This window comes from Streptomyces caniferus, from assembly GCF_009811555.1.
Lineage (GTDB): Bacteria > Actinomycetota > Actinomycetes > Streptomycetales > Streptomycetaceae > Streptomyces > Streptomyces caniferus.
Window position 1 is genome coordinate 2,517,728 of the sequence record NZ_BLIN01000005.1, and the last position, 19,323, is coordinate 2,537,050.

Genomic DNA, 19,323 nt, shown 5'->3' on the forward strand with positions numbered 1-19,323 from the left:
CTCTCCGGCTGGTCTACAACTGCTGTCACCACCACCGCGCCAGGAGGGCCCCATGAGCCAGTACCCGCACCTGATGAGCCCGCTCGACCTCGGGTTCACGACCCTTCCCAACCGGGTGCTGATGGGCTCGATGCACATCGGCCTGGAGGAGGCCGAGAACGGCTTCGAGCGGATGGCCGCCTTCTACGCCGCCCGTGCGCGGGGCGGCGTCGGCCTGATGGTGACCGGCGGTATCGCGCCGAACGAGGCGGGCCGGCCCTACGACGGCGGCGCCAAGCTCACCACCGAGGCGGAGGCGGCGCAGCACCGGACCGTGACCGACGCGGTGCATGCCGCCGGCGGCCGGATCGCGATGCAGATCCTGCACTTCGGGCGGTACGCGTACCACGCCGACCTGGTCGCGCCGAGCGCGATCCAGGCTCCCATCAGCCCGTTTCCGCCGCATGCGCTCACCGACGACGAGGTCGAGCAGACCATCGAGGACTATGTGCGGGCGGCCGAGCTCGCGAAGTCCGCCGGGTACGACGGCGTCGAGATCATGGGCTCCGAGGGCTACCTGATCAACGAGTTCATCGTCGGCGCCACCAACCAGCGCACGGACCGGTGGGGCGGCTCGTACGAGAACCGGGTGCGCTTCCCGCTGGAGATCGTCCGCCGGACCCGGGAGCGCGTCGGCACGGACTTCATCCTGATCTACCGGCTCTCGATGCTGGACCTCGTTCCGGGCGGTTCGACGCTGGAGGAGGTGGTGGCGCTCGCCAAGGAGATCGAGGCGGCCGGCGCCACGATCATCAACACCGGTATCGGCTGGCACGAGGCCCGCATCCCCACCATCGTGACGTCGGTGCCGCGCGGCGCCTACACCTGGGTGACCAAGCGGCTGATGGGTTCGGTCACCATCCCCCTGGTGACCAGCAACCGCATCAACACCCCCGAGGTGGCCGAGGAGCTGCTCGCCGACGGGCGCGCCGACATGGTGTCGCTGGCCCGGCCCTTCCTGGCCGACCCGGACTTCGTCAGCAAGGCGGAGGACGGCCGGGCCGACGAGATCAACACCTGCATCGGCTGCAACCAGGCCTGTCTCGACCACACCTTCAGCGGGAAGATCACGTCCTGCCTGGTCAACCCGCGGGCGTGCCACGAGACCGAGCTGGTCCTGTCCCCCACCCGGCGCCGCAAGCGGCTCGCGGTGGTCGGTGCCGGGCCCGCCGGACTGGCCTGTGCCGTGTCCGCCGCCGAGCGCGGCCATGAGGTCACGCTGTTCGACGCCGCGGACGAGATCGGCGGGCAGCTGAACCTCGCCAAGCGGGTGCCGGGCAAGGAGGAGTTCGAGGAGACGCTGCGCTACTTCCGTACGCAGCTCGCGCGGCAGGGCGTGGAGGTCCGGCTGAACACCCCCGTGGCGGCCGGGGACCTCGGCGCGTACGACGAGGTCGTGGTCGCCACCGGTGTCACCCCGCGCACCCCGGAGATCGAGGGCGTCGACCACCCGAGCGTGGTCAGCTACCTCGATGTGCTGCGCGGCGGCGCGCCGGTCGGCGAGCGGGTGGCGATCCTCGGGGCGGGCGGCATCGGCTTCGATGTCGCGGAGTTCCTGACCGACGCCGGTGACGCGGCGAGCCAGGACCCGGAGACCTACTTCCGCTCCTGGGGCGTCGACACGGCCTACGGCGAGCGCGGCGGGCTGCGGGCACCCGAGCGTCCGAAGCCGCCGCGCCAGGTGCACCTGCTGCAGCGCAAGACGTCGAAGGTCGGCGCCGGCCTCGGCAAGACCACCGGCTGGATCCACCGTGCGGAGCTGCGGCACCGCGGCGTGACGATGGTCGCCGGGGCGACGTACGACCGGGTCGACGACGAGGGCCTGCACGTCACCGTCGACGGCGCGGCCGGCACGCTGCCCGTGGACACCGTCGTGCTGTGCACCGGGCAGGAGCCGCGCCGGGACCTGTACGAGGAGCTGCGGGCCGAGGGACGTGCCGTGCACCTGATCGGCGGTGCGGACGTCGCCGCCGAGCTGGACGCCAAGCGCGCCATCAAGCAGGGGACGGAGCTGGCGGCGGCCCTGTGACCTGCCGCCGGCTGCCTAGGATTGCCGTATGTCACTCCCGCACGCCATCCTCACCGCCCTGCTGGAGAAGCCGTCGTCGGGGCTGGCGCTGACCCGCAGGTTCGACCGGTCGATCGGCTACTTCTGGTCGGCCACGCACCAGCAGATCTATCGCGAGCTGGGAAAGCTGGAACAGGCCGGGTTCATCCGGGCGCTGCCGAGCGCGCAGCCCTCCCGCGGGCAGAAGAAGGAGTTCGAGGTGCTGCCCGCGGGACGGAGCGAGCTGACCCGCTGGGCCGGTGGCGAGCAGGACTCCAAGCCCATCCGGGACGCGCTGCTGCTGCGGCTGCGGGCGTCGGCGGTGGTGGGGCGGGCCGGGCTCGACGAGGAGCTGCGGCGGCATCTGACGCTGCACCGGCGGCAGCTGGCGGAGTACCAGGAGATCGAGGACCGCGATTTCGGTGCCGCGGCGGATCCGGAGGACCGGCTGCGGCGGCTCGTACTGCGGGCCGGGATCGGTCTGGAGACCTTCTGGGTGGAGTGGCTGGCGGAGGCGCTGGCGGAGGTGACGGACATGGACGCCGCGGCGGCGGACCGGCGGGACGGGCCCGGGGACGGCTCGGCCCGCTGAGCGTGCGCCGGTACGGCAGGGGCGGCCGGCCCCGGGGAAGTCCCGGGACCGGCCGCCCTGTTGTGTGCCGGGGAGCCGTCAGCGGTGGTCGTATCAGCAGTGGTCGTAGAGGAGGGCGCGCACCATGCGGCAGGTGGTGTCGGACGGGGCGTGCACCCCGATCTCGGCCGCGGTGCTGCGGATCGTGCGGTTGTGGGCCTGCTCGGGGCGGTAGACGCCGGTGTCGAGCAGGGCTATGGCCAGCCGCATGGCCTTCAGGCGGCGGTTGTGCGATTCGTACCGTTCGCGCGGCCATCCGGCGGGCAGCGGCTTCTTGGGCAGCGGGTGGGCCGGGAGAGGCTTCGTGATGAGTGTGGCAGCGGTCATCGGCGACCTCCTGAAGCGTGGATGAACCCTCACTGACTGGTTCCCATTCTACTGCCGACCACTGACAAAAGCCCCTGGCCAGAGGGGATTTGGGGTGCGCAGAAGGGCCTAGCGGACGGCTTCTCGTCAGGCCGTCGCGGCCGCGGCGCGCAGCAGCGCCTTGTCCGGTTTGCCCACGGGGGTGAGAGGGATGGCGTCGAGGACGCGGACGGCGGCCGGGGCGTACAGGGCGCCCTTGTGCTCGGTGACGAAGGCGCGGAGGCCGTCGGTGTCGACCGAGTGCCCCGGGGCGGGGACGACCGCCACATGCACCTCCTCGGTCTCGTCCGCCCCGCGCACCCCGTAGACGGCGCAGTGGGCGACCGCCGGGTGGGTGTGCAGCAGGTCCTCGACCTCCGCCGGGTGGACATGCCCGCCCACGACGATGATCAGGTCCTTGACCCGGTCGACGAGGTAGAGCCGGCTCTCGTCGTCCAGCACCCCGACATCGCCGGTGCGCAGCCAGCCGTCGTCGTGCAGTACCCGCGCGGTCGCTTCGGGCTGCTTCCAGTAGCCGTTCATCACCGCGGCGGACCGCACATGGACCTCGCCCCGCTCCCCCGCCGGCAGGTCCCGGCCGTCCGCGTCGCGCACGGCGAGGGTCACACCGGGCAGTGCGCGGCCGACGGTGATCCGTCCGCCGGGGCCGGTGCGGAGGTGGTCCTCCGGTCGGGCCTCGGTGATCGACATCGCCTCGGCCTGGCCGTACAGCCCGAACAGGACCGGGCCGAAGACCTCGGCGGCCCGCGCCAGCCGTGTGGGCGAGGCCGCACAGCCGCCGTAGGAGATGCGGCTGAGGGAAGTGAGGTCGGTGGTGGGGAGGGTGGGGTCGTCGAGGAGCCGGTAGAGGAGCGGGGGCAGCAGCCAGAGGTGGGTGATGCGGTGGCGGGCGACGGCGGCGAGTACGGCCGTGGGGTCGAAGGCGCGGTGCAGCACGACGGTGCCGCCGGCCGCGAGCGTGGTGTCGGCGAGGATGCCCGCGAGGTGGGCGAGCGGGGTGCAGGCCAGGAAGCGGGGCGGATCACCGGCGGCCTCCATGCGCTGGTGGAGCACCAGCGCGGCATACGGGGCGTGTCGCATCCGGACGCCCTTGGGGATGCCGGTCGTGCCCCCGGTGTGCCGGATGCACCAGTCGTCCTCGGGGCGCGCCGCACTCGGCACCTCGGGGGTGGCGGGGAGGGCGGCACAGGCGGCGACCAGGTCGGCACCCAGCTCGGCGGCCCCCTCCCCCAGGGTCATGACCTCGGGGAGCGGGCCCCGGGTGTGCCGGAGCAGGGCCCGTGCGGTGTCGTGGAGGGCGGGATCGACCAGGAGCAGGGCGGTCTCCACGCTGCCGGCGATCCGGGCCAGGGTCCCGGCGGCCATGCCGTCGTAGAGGAAGACCACCCGGGCGCCGAGGAGGCCCGCGGCGTAGCGGGCGGCGAGCACCTCGGGGCGGTTGCCGCTGAGGAGGGCGACGGTCCGGCCGCGGCCGATGCCGTGGCCGGCGAGCACCGCCGCCATGCGGTGGACGGTGGCGTGCAGGGCACCGGCGGTGACCTCTTCGCCGCCCTCCCCCATGGCCACCACGGTGCGGGACGGGTCACGGGCGAGGACGGCGAGGACGGCGTCGACATAGCTGGTGAAGCCGGTTGCGGGCGTCATGAGGGTCCCTTGGTCCGGTGGCGGGTGCGTGACGAAGCGGTCACGGCACCGACGCTACGGACGTTCACTGATGCCCTCCACGACCAATTTCGCCATGTGGTGATGCCCCCTGAGGCATAAGCGGTGGTGACTCCCGGGGCACGGCCGGGGACAGCGCTTCCTCCGCGGCCGCCAGGATTTCGGTGACCCGGAGACCGAAGTGGAGGTCGCAGGCATTGGGCAGTCCGGTCTCGGCGGCGGCCAGCAGGGCGTCGATCGCGTGCCGGTAGGCCGCTTCGGGGCCGTCCTGGCGACGGGGCAGGGAGGTGATGCCCGCGGTGCCGCGGAGGGTGACCTCGACGCCGGATGCCGCGGCGGGCGCGGTCAGCCCGAGCGTCGCCGAACTGGCCGCTCCACTGCTGTGCCGCATCGTCAGCAGTACGGCATCGGCCGGCCCCCGCGTCGCGGTGACCGCTTCCGCGTCGCCGAGGACCGGCAGGAGCACCGACAGCGCATGCGGGCCGACGTCCCACAGGCCGCCCTTCTCGCGGCGCCAGGGCGAGTGGGCGTACGGGCTGGAGCTGTCCTCGGCGAAGACCGAACCGAGCCAGTCGGCATGAGCGGTGAACCAGCCGCCGACCGCGGCCTGCGCGGCGATCCACTCCCCTTCCTGCTCCCCGAACCGCGCCGTGAAGAACACCACCGAGGCGATGCCCGCCCGGTCGGCGGCCGCGGCGAGGGCACGGGCCTCGGGCACGGACGTGGCCACCGGCTTGTCCAGGAGGAGGTGGCAGCCGGCCTCGGCGGCACGGAGCGCCAACGCGGCCTGGACGGACGGCGGCAGGGCGATCGCGACGGCGTCGCAGGCCCCGAACAGCTCGTCGGGGCTCTCGTAGGGGTGGGTGCGGTGGACCTGGGCCAGCGCGGCGGCGGCCTCCGCCCTGCGCCCCCAGATGCCGGCGAACTCGACGCCGGGGTGGGCCGCGAGGGCGGGGGCGTGGACGCGCCGCGCCCAAGGTCCGGTGCCGAGGAGTCCGATACGCGGGGTCGTCATGGGGCCAGTGTCCCGCGCGGGGCGGGCGGGACGGCTGATCGCGGCGCGGTCGGCGCGGCCGTGTGCCGCACCGGCTCGCGACGCACGACCGGCAGCTCGGGCGCACCGCGGAGGCGAGGGGGATCACCGGCGAGGAGTTCACGCGCCGGAGGGAGCACCTGGGGTTCACGGGGCTGCCGAAACGGCGGGCCTGAGGCCTGCGTCACATCGGAATGATGTGAAGACGGGCACATTGATGCATGGAATCCCAGGTTCTTGGGGCGAAAATCCTTAGGAACGGCTGGATGTCCGGCTAGGTAACCTGTGGTTCACAAACGGGCAACGGACGAGAAATGGCGCGTTGCGAGAGTGCGGCAGTACGCCCGCACCGTACCCGCACCGACCGTGAATGAGGACCCCGTGAGCATCAAGGCCGAGTACATCTGGATCGACGGCACCCAGCCGACCGCCAAGCTCCGCTCCAAGACCCGGATCCTGTCCGACGACAGCGAGCTGCCGCGGTGGGGCTTCGACGGTTCCAGCACCAACCAGGCCGAAGGCCACTCCTCGGACCTCGTACTGGAGCCGGTCTTCAGCTGCCCGGACCCGATCCGCGGCGGCGACCACCTGCTGGTGCTGTGCGAGGTGCTCAACACGGACCTCACCCCGCACTCCTCCAACACCCGTGCGCTGCTGCGCCCGGTGGCGGAGCGGTTCGCCGACCAGGAGCCGATCTTCGGCATCGAGCAGGAGTACACCTTCCTCAAGGGCGACCGCCCGCTCGGCTTCCCCGAGGGCGGCGGCTTCCCGGCACCGCAGGCCGACTACTACTGCGGCGTCGGCGCGGACGCGATCTTCGGCCGCGAGATCGTCGAGAAGCACCTCGACCTCTGCCTGGCCGCCGGTCTCGGTCTGTCCGGCATCAACGCCGAGGTCATGCCCGGCCAGTGGGAGTTCCAGGTGGGCGCGCTGGCACCGCTGGTGGTCTCGGACCACATGTGGGTGGCGCGCTGGCTGCTGCACCGTACGGCGGAGGAGTTCGGCGTCACCGCGTCGCTGGACGCCAAGCCGGCCAAGGGCGACTGGAACGGCGCGGGCGCGCACACCAACTTCTCCACCCGCGCGATGCGCGAGGGCTACGACGCGATCATCACCGCCTGCGAGGCGCTGGGCCTGGACGACAAGCCCCTGGAGCACGTCCGCCAGTACGGCACCGGCATCGAGGACCGGCTGACCGGCGCGCACGAGACCGCCCCCTGGGACGCGTACTCCTACGGCGCCTCCGACCGCGGCGCCTCGGTGCGCATCCCGTGGCAGGTCGAGGTCGAGAAGAAGGGCTACATCGAGGACCGCCGGCCGAACGCCAACGTCGACCCGTACGTGGTCACCCGGCTGATGGTGGACACCTGCTGCACGGAGCTGGCGCGGCGCGAGCAGATCTGACGCCCGCGGGACCGCGGGTGCGGGGCCGGACCGGTGCGGTCCGGCCCCTTCGCCGTGCCCACGGTCGTCCGACGGGCAGCTCGGGGGGTGCTTGTCAGTGGCGGCTGGCACGCTGGGGGCATGCTTGAGATCAGCGTCACGACCGAGTCCGGGCCGGACCGATCACGCCCGTCCGAAGGGGAACTCGCCGGACTGCTGCGGCGGATCGGCGCGGACGACGATCATTTCGTGGTCGTCGAGCGGCTCCCGGAGGAGGGTCAGGTGTTCGTGCAGACCTGGCGGGAGGGCGACGGGCCGTTCGCGGTCGAGCACCGCGACGGTGGGCCGGAGCGGCACTTCCGGGCGCAGAGCGACGACGCCGAGCGGGTCGTCGAGATGTTCCTGGACTGGGCGCGCGGCGGCCAGGACTGGCGTACGGCGCTCGACTGGCAGCGGGCGGATCTGTACGCCACGCCCGGTCTGACTCCGGAGACCCGCGCGGCCGCCGAGGGGCAGGCCCGTAAGGACATTCACGGCGGTTTCCGGGATTTCCACCAGGTCGTGCAGGGCGTCCGTGACTCCGTCGGCCCCGAGGACGACCCGGTCTCGCTGGACGAGGCGCGGCGGATCGTCGGGGGCCTGTGGGAGGAGCGGCTCGCCGAGCAGGCCGACTGGCCCGAGGTGACCGACGCCGACCGGGTGGCACAGGCCTTCGACGCGCTGAACTCCCAGGGGCTGACCGCCCGGATGCATTTCAGCTGTTGCAGCACCTGCGCACGGGGCGAGATAGCAGCCGAACGCGCCGCAGCGGACCGGGGTTTCGTCTTCTTCCACTTCCAGGACACCGAGGCGGCCGCGGAGGGCCACGGGCTGTCCGTGCGCTACGGCGCGTACCCGGACACCGGCGAGGACTCCGCGGAGGGCCGCGCCGGCATCGGGCGGGCGGTGGTGGCGGCGTTCACCGGGGCGGGCCTGCCGGCCCAGTGGGACGGCGACCCCGACCGGGTCATCGAGGTCGCCCCGCTGGACTGGCGCAAGCGGCTGCCGAGGACGGGTGGCTGAGATGCCGGGCTCCGCCTCGCGGAAGAGACCTGGAGGCTTCGTGGCGCGTGCCGCCTCGCGGATGGTGCCCGGTGGCCCCGTGGCGCGTGCCGCCTCGCGTCGTCTGATGGCCGGCCTCCCTCGTGGGCTGCCGGCCGCCGTGCCCTGGGTCGCGCCGCTCTATGTCGGCGCCGTACAGCTCGGTGCGTACGCCACCGCGCGGCTGTCCGGCCCGCGGCGTACGGAGCTGCTGCGGACGCACTCCACCAACGTCGACAACCTGCGGGCCGGCCGGTGGCAGACGCTGGCCACCAGCGCCGTGTTCGTCGAGGAGCCGCTGCCGGTGGCGTACGGCGCCGGGCTGCTCGCCGCCCTCGGCACGGCCGAGTGGCGATGGGGCGCATGGCGTACGGCAGGGGTGTTCGCGGCCGGCCACGTGGGGGCCAGTCTGCTGGTCTACGCGGCCCTGCGCGCACGGACGCCGAGGGGTACTCCCCCGCCCACCGCCGGAGCCGCGTCCGCACACCCCGTCGAGTCCACGGACCAGGGGCCGGACGCGACCGCACGGGCCATCGACGTCGGCGCCAGCTACGGCTTCAACGCGACGGTGGGCGCTCTCGCCGCGACCGTCCCGCACCGCGGCGCACGGACCGCGGCGACGGCCGGCCTGCTGGCGCTGGGGGTACGGCCCGTGCTGCGCCGCGGGCGGACGTTCACCGACGTCGGGCATCTGGTGGCGCTCGCGCTCGGAGTGGCAATGGGGGCGGGGATGCGGGCGGGAGCGGGGAGGCGAACGGGGCAGGGGAGGCGAGCCGGAACGGGGAGCTGAGCGGGAACGGGGAGCTGAGCGGGGGCGGACGGGCGGACGGGCGGACGGGCGGACGGGCGGACGGGCGGACGGGCGGACGGGCCGGAGTATGAGCGTCGCCCACGCCTGCTCTCGCCCCCTCCCCCACCGAAACGAGGGCCATATACGGCACACAGCGAATTCCGGCCACCGTCCCCGGCGTCCGTGCGCCCGTCAACTCCTGTGCGCAGACGCGGAGTCGGGACCGAGCCGTCACCGGGTCCCGGCGCCTGCGCGGCTCGGCGCGGCGGAATCCCGTCACAGGGACCGCCACCCGAGGGACAGATCACCGACCGTCTGGTTCAATAGGGCCATGGCCAGCCTCACAGACACCGCGACGGGTCGCAGCGACCTCGAGCCCTTCTGGCCGTCCCGGCAGGCGCACGCCTTCGACCGTCTGTGTTGCCGCGCGCACTGAGCGCGGGCCCGCACACGCCTCACCGACGCCGCTGACCGGCGTTTCCTGCCCTGCCCGCGCGTACGACGTCCCCGACGCCCCTCTGCGCGAAAGAGCTGACTTCCGATGACGAACGTCCGTACCCTCACCGCCGGTTCCGCGACGGCTCCGCTCCCTGCCCACCCGGCCCCGCACCCCCCTCGCCACCGGCTGCGCGCCGTGGCACCGGGCGAGGCCCACCCCGCGCCGGCCGCCACCCCGGGTGGCGGCACCGCGCTCGACGGCGCCCCCTCGGTCGCCGAGCTGCTGGACTCCGGCGCCACCTGGCTCCCGGCCCCGCAGCACAGCCTGCCCGCCCTGCCCGGCCAGCCGCCGATGGTCGGCTATCTCGTCCTCGTACCGGCCGCGCAGGCCCCGGCCCCACCGCCGCCGGCCGCCGGGCCCGGAGCGGGCGCGCCGGTCGGCGACGAGATCGTGCGGATCGACCCCGAACACCGCACCGCGCAGGTCCAGGGCGAGCCGCTGGACCTGACGTACCTCGAATTCGAGCTGCTGGCCCATCTGGTGGCGCATCCGCACCGGGTGCACACCCGCGACCAGCTGGTGACCACGGTGTGGGGCTACGGGCACGTCGGTGACGGCCGGACGGTCGATGTCCATGTCGCCCGGCTGCGGCGCAAGTTGGGCGCCGCGCACCGGTCGTCGATCGTGACGGTGCGGCGGGTCGGCTACAAGTACGTGCCGGGCGTCTGAGCCGGGGCCGGGCTCACACGCCCTCCCGGCGAGGGCGCGGCCGGGCGGGGAGGCACTCCCCCGCCCGGCAGGCCGCCGTGCGCATCCGGGGCCCGCACCGCTTCGGTGCGTCCCGTTCCCCGTCCCCCGGTGCGGACCGGCGGTGCAGAACGCCCACGCAGACCGCCACCACCAGCCCGGTTCCGGAGGCCAGCAGCATCCCCTCCGCCGGGGAATCGGTGAGCGCCGTGCCGCCCACGCCGCCGAGGGCCGTACTGCCCACGGCCCAGATGCCCGCGCCCACCGCGTCCAGCGCAACGAACCGGCGCAGCGGGAAGCGGACGCTCCCGGTGGACAGCGCGGCGACCACCCGGCCGCCGGGCAGGAATCGGCCGGCGACGATGAGCAGGGCGGCATGCCGTTCGACCCGCGCCCGGGCCCTGGAGTGCCGGGCCCGGCCGCGCTCGCCCCGCAGCAGCCGGGCGACCGCGCGCTCGCCCGCGTACCGGCCCACGGCGTAGCCGAGACAGTCCCCGGCCAGCGCCCCGGCCGCCGCCACCCCCGCCAGCAGGGCGAGCAGCGGCAGGTCGGGGCCGATGAGCACCGCGACCAGGACGACGGTGGTCTCGCTCGGCATGAACGGCAGCAGCGCGTCGAGGCCCGACACCAGCAGGACGACCAGCCACAGCCAGGGCGAGCCGAGCATGCCCTGCAGGGGCTCGGTGAGCTGGTCCAGTTGCTCAAACATGGGCCGGGGCGTCCGGCACGGGAGCGTCCGGCGCGGGAGCGTCCGGCACCGGCCCGGAGGCCGGTACGGGAGAGCCGGGTACCGGGGATTCCGGTACCGGGAGGGAGGACCGGAGTGCGGCTCGCGCGGGCGCCCGCCGCACCACCGCTCCCGCTCCCGCCCCCGCTTGCGGCCGGCCGCCCAGCACCGCGCGCTCCGCGCGTTCCGCCAGTTCCCGACGGTCCGGGAAGCCGTCCGCCGCCGTCAGCAGCGGATGTGCCGTGACCCGCACGGTCAGCGCGCGGGCGGCGAGCACCCTGCGCAGCGAGGCGGCAAAGGTGTCCTCGCCGCAGAACGCGGCCACCGTGCTGGGCAGGCCCTGCTGGGTGTAGTCGAGGGTCACCGGGCGGACCGGCGCGCCCGCGTCGAGGGCGGCCTGGAACGTGGCCCGGCGGAAGCCGCCCCGGTCGGCGGTGCACCAGGTGGTGGCCTGCGGGAAGACCGCCACCGACCGCCCGGAGCCGAGCAGTTCGGACACCTCCCGGACGGTGTGCCGCAGCCGCCGGGGGCTCGTACGGTCGATGAAGTGCGTACCGGCCCTGCGTGCCAGGCCGCCGACGACCGGCCAGGCGCCGACCTCGCGCTTGGCGAGCAGGGTGACCGGTTCGACGGCGAGCAGGGCGAGGATGTCGAGCCAGGAGATGTGGTTGACGACGACGAGGGTGCCGGGGCCGTTCCCGGCGGTGAGCGCGGCAGCGCCCTCCACGCGGACGCCGAGCGCGTCGAGCAGCGCGGCGGCGTGGGCCCGCAGCCGTACCGGATCGGCCATCCGCTCACCGTCCGTCAGCGCCCGCCGTACGGAGCGGGCGAACGCGGCGCCGCGCCGGGCGATGCGGGTCGCCGGTACGCGCGGCAGGGCGTGGGTGGCGCAGTCCGGGGTGCAGTCGGACCAGACGTCCCAGGGACCGTTCACCGCTCCCCCAGGAAGTAGCGCCGGTAGCGGTCGCCGAGCCGTTCCATGTCCAGGACGACGAAGAAGTCGGCGACGTCGAACTCCGGGTCGTGGGCGGGCGCGCCGCAGATGAACGCGCCGATGCGCAGATAGCCGCGGAGCAGCGGCGGCAGCTGGGCGAGAGCGGGACGTTCGGGGACCGGGACGGTGGCGTGCCAGGGGTGGTGCGGGGTGACCCGCAGCTCGGGCGGGGCGGCGTAGCGGGTGCGGCCCAGGCCCCAGGCGTGGGCGGCGGCGGTGCCGCCGTCGGCGAGCGGGACGGAGGCGCAGCCCGCGAGGTAGCGGTTGCCGGAGAGCAGGGTGTAGCGGGCGAGCGCGGCCCACATCTGGGCCATGACGGCGCCGTTGCGGTGGGCGGGGTGGACACAGGAGCGGCCGGCCTCGATGAGGGAGGGGCGCAGTTCCTCCAGCGCACCGAGGTCGAACTCGCCGTCGGAGTAGAGCCGCGGGCTGCGGCCGGGCGGCAGCAGCCGGTAGGTGCCGACCACGTCGCCGGTGGCGGTGTGGGTGACGACGAGGTGGTCGGCGAGGTCGTCGACGGCGTCGATGTCGTGGCCGGCCAGCGGGGAGTGCAGGGTCGCGCCCATCTCGCCGGCGAAGACCTGGTGGCGCAGTCGCTGTGCGGCGCGGATCTGCTCGCGGGTGTCGGCGATCGCCGCGGTGTAGCCGGGGTCGGCTGGGGCGGCGGGGGCGGGGGTGGGGACGGGCGCGGTGCGGGGGAGGGAAGTGGTGTGGGGGACGGCAGCGGACGCGGTCGATGCCATGCTCATGAGAGCCCTCCTTGGGGAGTGGGGAGGCTGTGCGAGTCGACGGGCGGTGAGACGGCGGGCCGGTGGGCCGGGCGGGCGGCCGGTGGGCTGCTCGGCAGCGTCGCCGGTACGCCCCTGGGGTGCGGCGCAGCCCCATGACCTGGCCTTCTCTACGCTGCAGACTGTTCCCGTGCCCGCCGGCCGGGCGCGTGAAGCGCAGGGAGCGAACGGATGAGGGTCCGCGGAACACTGGTCGCCGCGCTCCGGGGGCCGGGCCGCACCGGCCGTGGCGCGGGGCCGGCCGCGCCGCTCGTGCCGATCTTGGTGGAGCCGGGGTGCGGGCCCCTCGCCTACTTGGACCGCGGCTGACCGACCGTTAGCGTGCCCCCGCACCGGACTGTGGATACCACCGAGCCCTGGGGGGCACACGTGAGCCGACCGTCACGACGCGCACTGTTGGGAACTGCCGGAGCGATCGGCGCCGGGGCGGCGCTCGGCGGGGGCGCCCCCGCCGCTTCCGCCGCTTCCGCCGCCGAGGCCGCGGCCGCCGGGGAGCCCGCCCGCCGCCCGGAGCGGGCACCGGCGTACGACACCGCACCGGCGCGGGCGGCGCTGACCCGGCTGCTGCCCCGGCACGCCGACCAGTTCCAGCTGGTGCCGCTCGCCCCGGAGGGCGGCACCGACCGCTTCCGGGTGGACGGCCGGGCGGGCCGGATCACGGTCTCCGGGACCACCCCCGCGGTCCTGCTCACCGGCGTCAACTGGTACCTCAAGTACACCTGCCGGGCCCATCTGTCCTGGGCCGGCGACCAGGTGGAGCTTCCCGGCCGGCTGCCCGCCCCGGCCGCGCCGGTCGACCGGTCCACCGCGCTGCGCCACCGCTTCGCCCTCAATGACACGCATGACGGCTACACCGCCCCGTACGCGGACTGGCCGCGCTGGGAGCGGCTGCTCGATGTGCTGGCCCTGCACGGGGTGAACGAGGTGCTGGTCACCCCGGGCGCCGAGGCCGTCTACCACCGGCTGCTCACCGACTCCGGCTACTCCGACGCCGAGGCCCGCGCCTGGCTCCCGGCGCCCTCGCACCAGCCGTGGTGGCTGCTGCAGAACATGAGCGGCTACGACGGCCCGCTCAGCCCCCGGCTGATCGACAAGCGCGCCGAGCTGGGCCGCAGGATCACCGACCGGCTGCGCGAGCTGGGCATGCACCCCGTCCTTCCCGGCTACTTCGGCACCGTCCCGGACGGTTTCGCCGCCCGCAACCCCGGGGCACGCACCGTCCCGCAGGGCACCTGGTCCGGCCTGAAGCGACCCGACTGGCTCGATCCGCGCACCGACGCCTTCGCCACGGCCGCCGCCTCTTTCTACCGCCATCAGCTCCAACTCCTCGGCCCCGCCGACCACTTCAAGATGGATCTGCTGCACGAGGGCGGCGACCCCGGGGACGTGCCCGTGCCGGACGCCGCCCGCGCCGTCGAGAAGGCGCTGCGCACCGCCCGCCCCGACGCCACCTGGGTGATCCTGGGCTGGCAGGCCAACCCCCGGCGCGATCTGCTGGACGCCGTCGACCACGACCGGATGCTGATCGTGGACGGCCTCAGCGACCTGGACACCGTCACCGACCGGGAGCGGGACTGGGGCGGGGTGCCGTACGCCTTCGGCTCCATCCCCAACTTCGGCGGCCGCACGACCCTCGGCGCCAAGACCCACATCTGGGCCGAGCGCTTCACCGCCTGGCGCGACAAGCCGGGCAGCAAACTCGCCGGGACCGCGTACATGCCGGAGGCCGCCGAACGCGACCCGGCCGCGTTCGAGCTGTTCAGCGAACTGGCCTGGCGGGAGCGGCCGGTGGACCGCGCCGCCTGGTTCGACGGCTATGCCGACCTGCGCTACGGCGCCCGCGACGGCGGGGCCCGCGCCGCGTACGCCGCGCTGCGCACCAGTGCGTACGAGATCTCCAGCAAGGACGGCCGGCCGCACGACTCGGTCTTCGCCGCCCGCCCCTCGCTGGCCGCCCGCTCCGGCACCGTCTACGCCACCCATACCCCGGCCTTCGACCCGGCGGCGTTCGACACGGCCTTCGCCGCGCTGCTGACGGTCCGCCCCGCGCTGCGCGGCAGTGACGCCTACCGCCACGACCTGACGGACGCCGCCCGGCAGGCCCTGGCCAACCGGTCCTGGCAGCTGATCGGGCAGCTCCAGGAGGCCTACCGGCGCAAGGACAAGGCGGCGTTCGGCGCGCTGTCCGGGCTGTGGCTGCGGCTGATGCGGCTCAGCGACGAGGTCACCGGCGCGCACCGGCGCTTCCTGCTCGGGCCGTGGCTGGCGGAGGCCAGGGCGATGGCGAGCGGCGCCGAGGAGGAGGCGCGGCTGGAACACAGCGCCCGTGCGCTGATCACCACCTGGGCGGACCGGGCCACCGCCGACGGCGGCTCGCTCGCCAACTACGCCAACCGCGACTGGCACGGCCTGATCGGCGAGGTCCATCTCCCGCAGTGGCAGGCCTACCTGGACGAACTCGCGGACGCGCTGGCCGCGGACCGGCCGCCGAGGACCTTCGACTGGTACGCCCTGGAGGAGCCCTGGACCCGCGCGCGCACCGGCCATCCGCTGCGCCCGACGACCGATGCGTACCGCACCGCGCGGCGGGCCCACGACATCCTCGCCAAGGCTCCCTACCAGGGCACCGTCACGGTCACCGCCGATCCGCCCGCGCTGCCGCCGGGCGGCCGGGCGACCGTCACCGCGGCGCTGCGCAACGTCAACGGGCTGCGGGCGACCGGCCGGGTGGACTTCGCGCTGACCGGCGTCGGGGCCACCGCGTCGGGCCCGGTGTCGCTGCCGTCGCTCCCGCCCGGCGGCACCGGCCGGGCCCGCTGGCGGGTCACCGCCCCCACCGGCCCCCTGACGGCCCCCCTGCACCCGCTCCCCTACGACCTCACCGTGGACTACGGCCCCCAGGGCGAGCCACGGGTCCGCGCGGCGCAGCACGGCACCCTGTTCGTGGCGGGGCCGCTGGATCCGGAGCTCAGGACCGTCACCACCAATGCGGCGGTTTTCGGCCAGTTGGACGACCGGCTGGCCGTCAACGGCGGCGGCGCGGACCTGTGGAAGGCCACCGCCGAGTTCGGTGCGGTCTACCGGCCGGGGGCGCTCGCCGCCGGCGGCTCGGTCACCGTCGAGGTGACCTCCCAGGACGCCACCGGCCCCTGGGCCCGCGCCGGCCTCGTCGTCCGCAACCGCCTCACCGCGCCCTCCTCCCCCGGTGCCCCCGACGCCCTCGGCTTCCTCAACCTGTCCGTGACCCCCGCCAACGGCGTGGTGCTGTCCTACGACGCGAACGGCGACGGCGCCCTGGACACCTACCGGCGGATCACCGGCGTCACCGCGCCCGTCCTGCTCCGCCTGACCCGCGGGAAGGACGGCGCGGCAGCGGGCACGTACACCGGCTCCTGCTCCACCGACGACGGCGCGACCTGGCGCGACATCGCCACCGTCACCGTCCCCGGAGCCGCCGCCCGGCAGGACACCGGCCTGCACCAGTCCGCCGCCAACTCCGCTACCGGGGACCGCGGGACGGCGGAATTCCGCCGCTGGAAGCTCGCCTGAGCGCCGCGTACGCTGACCGGGAACGCACCACGAGCGAGGGGATCACGGTATGAGTGCCGCAGCTGAGAAGGAGTGGCTCTACGCCCTCGACATCTCCGACGCCACCTGGCAGCGCGCCCCCGGCGAGGCCGAGGAGGCCGTGGAGATCGCCTTCCTGGAGCGGGGTGCGGTGGCCATGCGCAACTCCACGGACCCCGATGTGGTACTGCGCTACACCGAGGCCGAGTGGCGGGCCTTCGTACTCGGCGCGCGGGACGGCGAGTTCGACCTGCAGCGCTGACGTCGGCCGGTCCGGCAGTCCTGAGGCCACCGCGGTCGGCGCACCGCGGTGGCCGCGGCCGGGTGCGGGTCACCCGTCAGGGCCCCGCGCGGGGGCCGGTGACCATCACAGGAATCACTCGTTTCACCGAACGTGAAGCAGCAGCAAGCGACACCCCAGCGACCGGACCGCACCTCCCCCGGCAGCCTCGAGGACATCGGTGACGTCATCGACGTCGAGCAGGCCGAGGCGGCGCTGGTCGAGCACTACCCCCGGCTGGTGCGCCTGGCCTATCTGGTCCTGCCGCCCGGCCAGGGGCGCGGCCGGCGGGTGCTGGCCGCGCATGCTGTGGTCCAGCGGACGCTGCCGCGCCAGCGCAGCTCCACCCGCGGTCTGGGGCTGCCCGCCCAGCGCGCCGGCACGGACGCGGCGATCGACCCCAGCTATGCCTTCGTACGGCTGCGGGTCCTGCGGGCCGCCCTGGCCGCCGGCCGCTCGCGCCGGTGGCTGCCGACGGTGCCGCCCCCGCTCCCCCAGGTCTGGGGCCTGCGGCTCTTCCCGCGCTCCGGCGGCGCCGACGAACTCGCGCTGGACCAGTCGCTGTCGGCGCTGTCCGGGCCGGGGCGGGCGGCGTTCGTGCTGCGCGATCTGGAGCGGCTGAGCGCGCCCGAGACCCGCCGGGTGCTGGAGGCCGCCGGGGTGGCACACCCCCGTGAGGCGCTGGACGAGGCCGAGCGGGCCAAGACGCCGGCCGGCAGCCGGGACCGGTCGCTGCTGGAGTCGCCCGAGTTCGACCCGTGCGCACTGCAGGCCAGGCCGCCGGATCTGATCCGGCGGCGGCAGCACGGCCGGGCGGTGCTGACCGCCGGTGCGGCGGTGCTGGTGTGCGGGGCGCTGCTGGGACTGCCGGGCGACGGGTGGGGCCCGGACGGCGCCGCCGCCCCGCCCTACGCGCGCAACGCGGCCGCCGAAGCGGCCCTGGACCCCGGAAAGCTCGCGGTGTCCTCCGCGACCGCCTGGAAGCACGCCGCCCGGCAGGACTTCTCGGCCTGGCCCGCCCGCGGCGACCGGATCCACGACCGGGCGCTGCTGCGGCGGGCGCTGGCCGTGTGGGCCAGGCCCGGCGCCGGGGTACCGGTCTCGGCGACGCCCGGTACCCCGACCGGACCGGCGGCGGGCCCGGCCCAACTGCTGTTCGCGGGCGTCGTGGACCACGTCGTGGTGGTGCTCTTCCACGACGGACTCCGAGTGGTGCGCTACGCGGAGGCGGCCGACGGCGAGGGGCAGAGCGACGGCACGGGCGCGGCGGTGGACTTCGCGCGGACCGACGGCGCGGCGGCGGATTCGGCGAGCGCGCTGGTCGTGAGCCGTACGCAGGGCAACGTCCGGTATCTGACCGCCCCTTGGGTGAAGTCGGCGCGGCTGGTCGATCTGGTCAAGCCGGACGCGGCGGGCGGACCGGTGCGGATCGGGCCGAGCGGGATGACCGATCCGGTGCCCACAGCGCAGACCGCGGAGAAGTGCGCGGCCTGGCCCGCGCTGCGGGTGGGCGGCCGGCTGCTCACCGATCTCGGCGAACTGACCCCGGCACGGCTGACGTACGGCACCCCCCGCAAGCCGGGCGAGGCGACCGCACCACGGGCCGAAAGGGCCTGGGCACGCACGGCCTGCCAGCTGGCCGCGGTGCGCGGCCAGGGCGTCCGGGCGGTGAACGCCTGGGAGTTCGCGCATCAGCCGCTGCCCGGTGGCGCGGGCACCGCGGCCTGGCTGTGCACCCGTGCCGAGACCTGGCGCGGGCCGGGCAGCCGGACCATGGCCCAGATCCAGACCCCGGCACCGGCCGGGCAGCCCTATGCGACCGGCACGGTCGCCGCGCGCGCCGAGGGCGGTACGGCCTGCGGGCCCCGGGCGCCGCGGGCCCTGGCCGGGGTGCTGTGGAAGTCCGCCTCCGGGCAGTGGTGGCTGCTGGCGGCGGGCAGCCACCAGGTCGCCTCGATCACCGCCACCGGCAGCGTGCACGGCCGGACCCCCGGCCGCCTGCTGACCCTCCCGGCGAAGACGGGCGACCGCGCGGAACTCAAGGGCCGGCTGGCGAACGGGAAGGGGATTGAGGCGGTGGGCTAGGGGGTGTCCGCAAAGTCCCGTCGTCCGGCGCCCGCGGGGCCGGTACGCCGTTGCGGGGTCCGGGCCGCCACCGCCCGCTCATCGGCGGCCGACAGCCAGAAGTACACGGGCGGCAGGGCGAGTTCGAGGATCGTCAGGACGCTCTGAAAGCCCTGCGGCGGCCCGTGGAACGCCATCGACAGGAGCCGGCCGACGCCACCAAGCAGGAAGATCGCGGCGAGCCACCGCACCGCCGCGGACGGGACCGGCGACTGCCGCGCCGCCCAGATCCAGGCGAGGCCGTAGCCGAGGAAGACCGCTCCGTAGAACCGCTCCCGGCTGGCCACGGTCGCGCCGGCCGCGCCCCCGGGAAATGGTGTCGGCGACCCTGATGAGCTGGCTGGTGTTCGTCCGCACCCTCTGCGCGGACTGGCTGACACACCGGGCGTTCGGCCGCGCCGAGCTGCACGACATGTGCGTCGGCGCCCTGCTGGGAGCGCTGCGGCCGGTCATGGACCTCGACCGCCTGGTGGCCGCCGAGGACGGGGACGGCTCCAGGGCGCATGGGCGCGGGCCCACCGAGACCGACGCCGACACCGACTGAGCGCCCGAGCCCGCCGGACTCCTGCCCTCCGCCGAACTCCCGGCCGTCGCCCGAGCTTCCGCCGCCCGAGGGGTATCGCCAA

17 protein-coding genes are annotated in these 19,323 nt (G+C 74.8%); 10 read left to right on the forward strand and 7 right to left on the reverse strand.

The genetic code is table 11. The features are described from left to right. The first annotated feature begins 52 nt into the window (after positions 1 to 52). Both Scani_RS27620 and Scani_RS27625 read left to right on the forward strand, forming a co-directional pair. The gene (locus Scani_RS27620; protein WP_159480518.1) at positions 53 to 2,068 is read left to right on the forward strand and encodes an NADPH-dependent 2,4-dienoyl-CoA reductase; all 2,016 of its coding nucleotides are present in this window, start codon (positions 53 to 55) and stop codon (positions 2,066 to 2,068) included. Between the two features lie 28 nt (positions 2,069 to 2,096). After that, positions 2,097 to 2,678, forward strand: a complete 582-nt coding sequence (locus Scani_RS27625; protein ID WP_159480519.1) for a PadR family transcriptional regulator — start codon at positions 2,097 to 2,099, stop codon at positions 2,676 to 2,678. 93 nt (positions 2,679 to 2,771) lie between these two features. On the opposite strand, the gene Scani_RS27630 is transcribed toward Scani_RS27625, so the two are convergent. The 3 genes from Scani_RS27630 to Scani_RS27640 form a co-directional block, all read right to left on the reverse strand. Continuing rightward, positions 2,772 to 3,044 carry a hypothetical protein gene (locus tag Scani_RS27630; RefSeq protein ID WP_159480520.1) on the reverse strand — a complete coding sequence of 91 codons (273 nt, stop codon included), beginning with the start codon at positions 3,042 to 3,044 and terminating at the stop codon, positions 2,772 to 2,774. A gap of 126 nt (positions 3,045 to 3,170) precedes the next feature. Continuing rightward, entirely contained in the window at positions 3,171 to 4,727 is a 1,557-nt protein-coding gene (locus Scani_RS27635) for an AMP-binding protein (protein WP_159480521.1), read from the reverse strand. Between the two features lie 64 nt (positions 4,728 to 4,791). Further along, positions 4,792 to 5,760: a Gfo/Idh/MocA family protein gene (locus Scani_RS27640; protein ID WP_159480522.1), complete on the reverse strand. Its 969-nt coding sequence runs from the start codon at positions 5,758 to 5,760 to the stop codon at positions 4,792 to 4,794. A 399-nt stretch (positions 5,761 to 6,159) separates the two neighbouring features. Between Scani_RS27640 and glnII the strand changes: the two genes are divergently transcribed. The 4 genes from glnII to Scani_RS27660 all read left to right on the forward strand — a co-directional run bounded on the left by glnII (position 6,160) and on the right by Scani_RS27660 (position 10,199). Further along, positions 6,160 to 7,182 (forward strand): glutamine synthetase, encoded by a 1,023-nt coding sequence (glnII, locus tag Scani_RS27645; protein WP_159480523.1) that lies wholly within the window; start codon positions 6,160 to 6,162, stop codon positions 7,180 to 7,182. Positions 7,183 to 7,302: 120 nt separating this feature from the next. Beyond that, a complete protein-coding gene (locus Scani_RS27650; RefSeq protein ID WP_159480524.1) occupies positions 7,303 to 8,223 on the forward strand; it encodes a DUF6891 domain-containing protein in 921 nt (306 codons plus the stop codon). Positions 8,224 to 8,329: 106 nt separating this feature from the next. Beyond that, positions 8,330 to 9,031 carry a rhomboid-like protein gene (locus tag Scani_RS27655; protein ID WP_159482408.1) on the forward strand — a complete coding sequence of 234 codons (702 nt, stop codon included), beginning with the start codon at positions 8,330 to 8,332 and terminating at the stop codon, positions 9,029 to 9,031. A 541-nt stretch (positions 9,032 to 9,572) separates the two neighbouring features. After that, a complete protein-coding gene (locus Scani_RS27660) occupies positions 9,573 to 10,199 on the forward strand; it encodes a winged helix-turn-helix domain-containing protein (RefSeq protein ID WP_159480525.1) in 627 nt (208 codons plus the stop codon). A gap of 13 nt (positions 10,200 to 10,212) precedes the next feature. Here the strand turns inward: Scani_RS27660 and Scani_RS27665 are convergent, their stop codons facing one another. The 3 genes from Scani_RS27665 to Scani_RS27675 are packed head-to-tail and all read right to left on the reverse strand — an operon-like array spanning position 10,213 to position 12,687. After that, positions 10,213 to 10,926 carry a DedA family protein gene (locus Scani_RS27665; protein WP_159480526.1) on the reverse strand — a complete coding sequence of 238 codons (714 nt, stop codon included), beginning with the start codon at positions 10,924 to 10,926 and terminating at the stop codon, positions 10,213 to 10,215. Continuing rightward, the gene (locus tag Scani_RS27670) at positions 10,919 to 11,878 is read right to left on the reverse strand and encodes a lysophospholipid acyltransferase family protein (protein ID WP_159480527.1); all 960 of its coding nucleotides are present in this window, start codon (positions 11,876 to 11,878) and stop codon (positions 10,919 to 10,921) included. The genes Scani_RS27665 and Scani_RS27670 overlap by 8 nt, the downstream gene beginning before the upstream one ends. Further along, entirely contained in the window at positions 11,875 to 12,687 is an 813-nt protein-coding gene (locus tag Scani_RS27675; protein ID WP_159480528.1) for a GNAT family N-acetyltransferase, read from the reverse strand. The genes Scani_RS27670 and Scani_RS27675 overlap by 4 nt, the downstream gene beginning before the upstream one ends. A gap of 408 nt (positions 12,688 to 13,095) precedes the next feature. On the opposite strand from Scani_RS27675, the gene Scani_RS27680 reads away from it, so the two are divergent. The 3 genes from Scani_RS27680 to Scani_RS27690 all read left to right on the forward strand — a co-directional run bounded on the left by Scani_RS27680 (position 13,096) and on the right by Scani_RS27690 (position 18,658). Beyond that, positions 13,096 to 16,275 (forward strand): alpha-N-acetylglucosaminidase, encoded by a 3,180-nt coding sequence (locus Scani_RS27680; RefSeq protein ID WP_159480529.1) that lies wholly within the window; start codon positions 13,096 to 13,098, stop codon positions 16,273 to 16,275. A gap of 49 nt (positions 16,276 to 16,324) precedes the next feature. Then, on the forward strand, positions 16,325 to 16,555 hold the full coding sequence (locus Scani_RS27685; protein ID WP_159480530.1) for a DUF397 domain-containing protein: 231 nt from the start codon (positions 16,325 to 16,327) through the stop codon (positions 16,553 to 16,555). Between the two features lie 132 nt (positions 16,556 to 16,687). Next, positions 16,688 to 18,658, forward strand: a complete 1,971-nt coding sequence (locus Scani_RS27690; RefSeq protein ID WP_159480531.1) for a hypothetical protein — start codon at positions 16,688 to 16,690, stop codon at positions 18,656 to 18,658. On the opposite strand, the gene Scani_RS27695 is transcribed toward Scani_RS27690, so the two are convergent. Continuing rightward, a complete protein-coding gene (locus Scani_RS27695) occupies positions 18,655 to 19,077 on the reverse strand; it encodes a DUF4345 domain-containing protein (protein ID WP_159480532.1) in 423 nt (140 codons plus the stop codon). The genes Scani_RS27690 and Scani_RS27695 overlap by 4 nt on opposite strands. On the opposite strand from Scani_RS27695, the gene Scani_RS27700 reads away from it, so the two are divergent. Continuing rightward, positions 19,029 to 19,241, forward strand: coding sequence for a hypothetical protein (locus Scani_RS27700; protein WP_174872712.1), 213 nt, complete (start codon positions 19,029 to 19,031; stop codon positions 19,239 to 19,241). The two genes, Scani_RS27695 and Scani_RS27700, sit on opposite strands and share 49 nt — an antisense overlap. Positions 19,242 to 19,323: the final 82 nt, after the last annotated feature.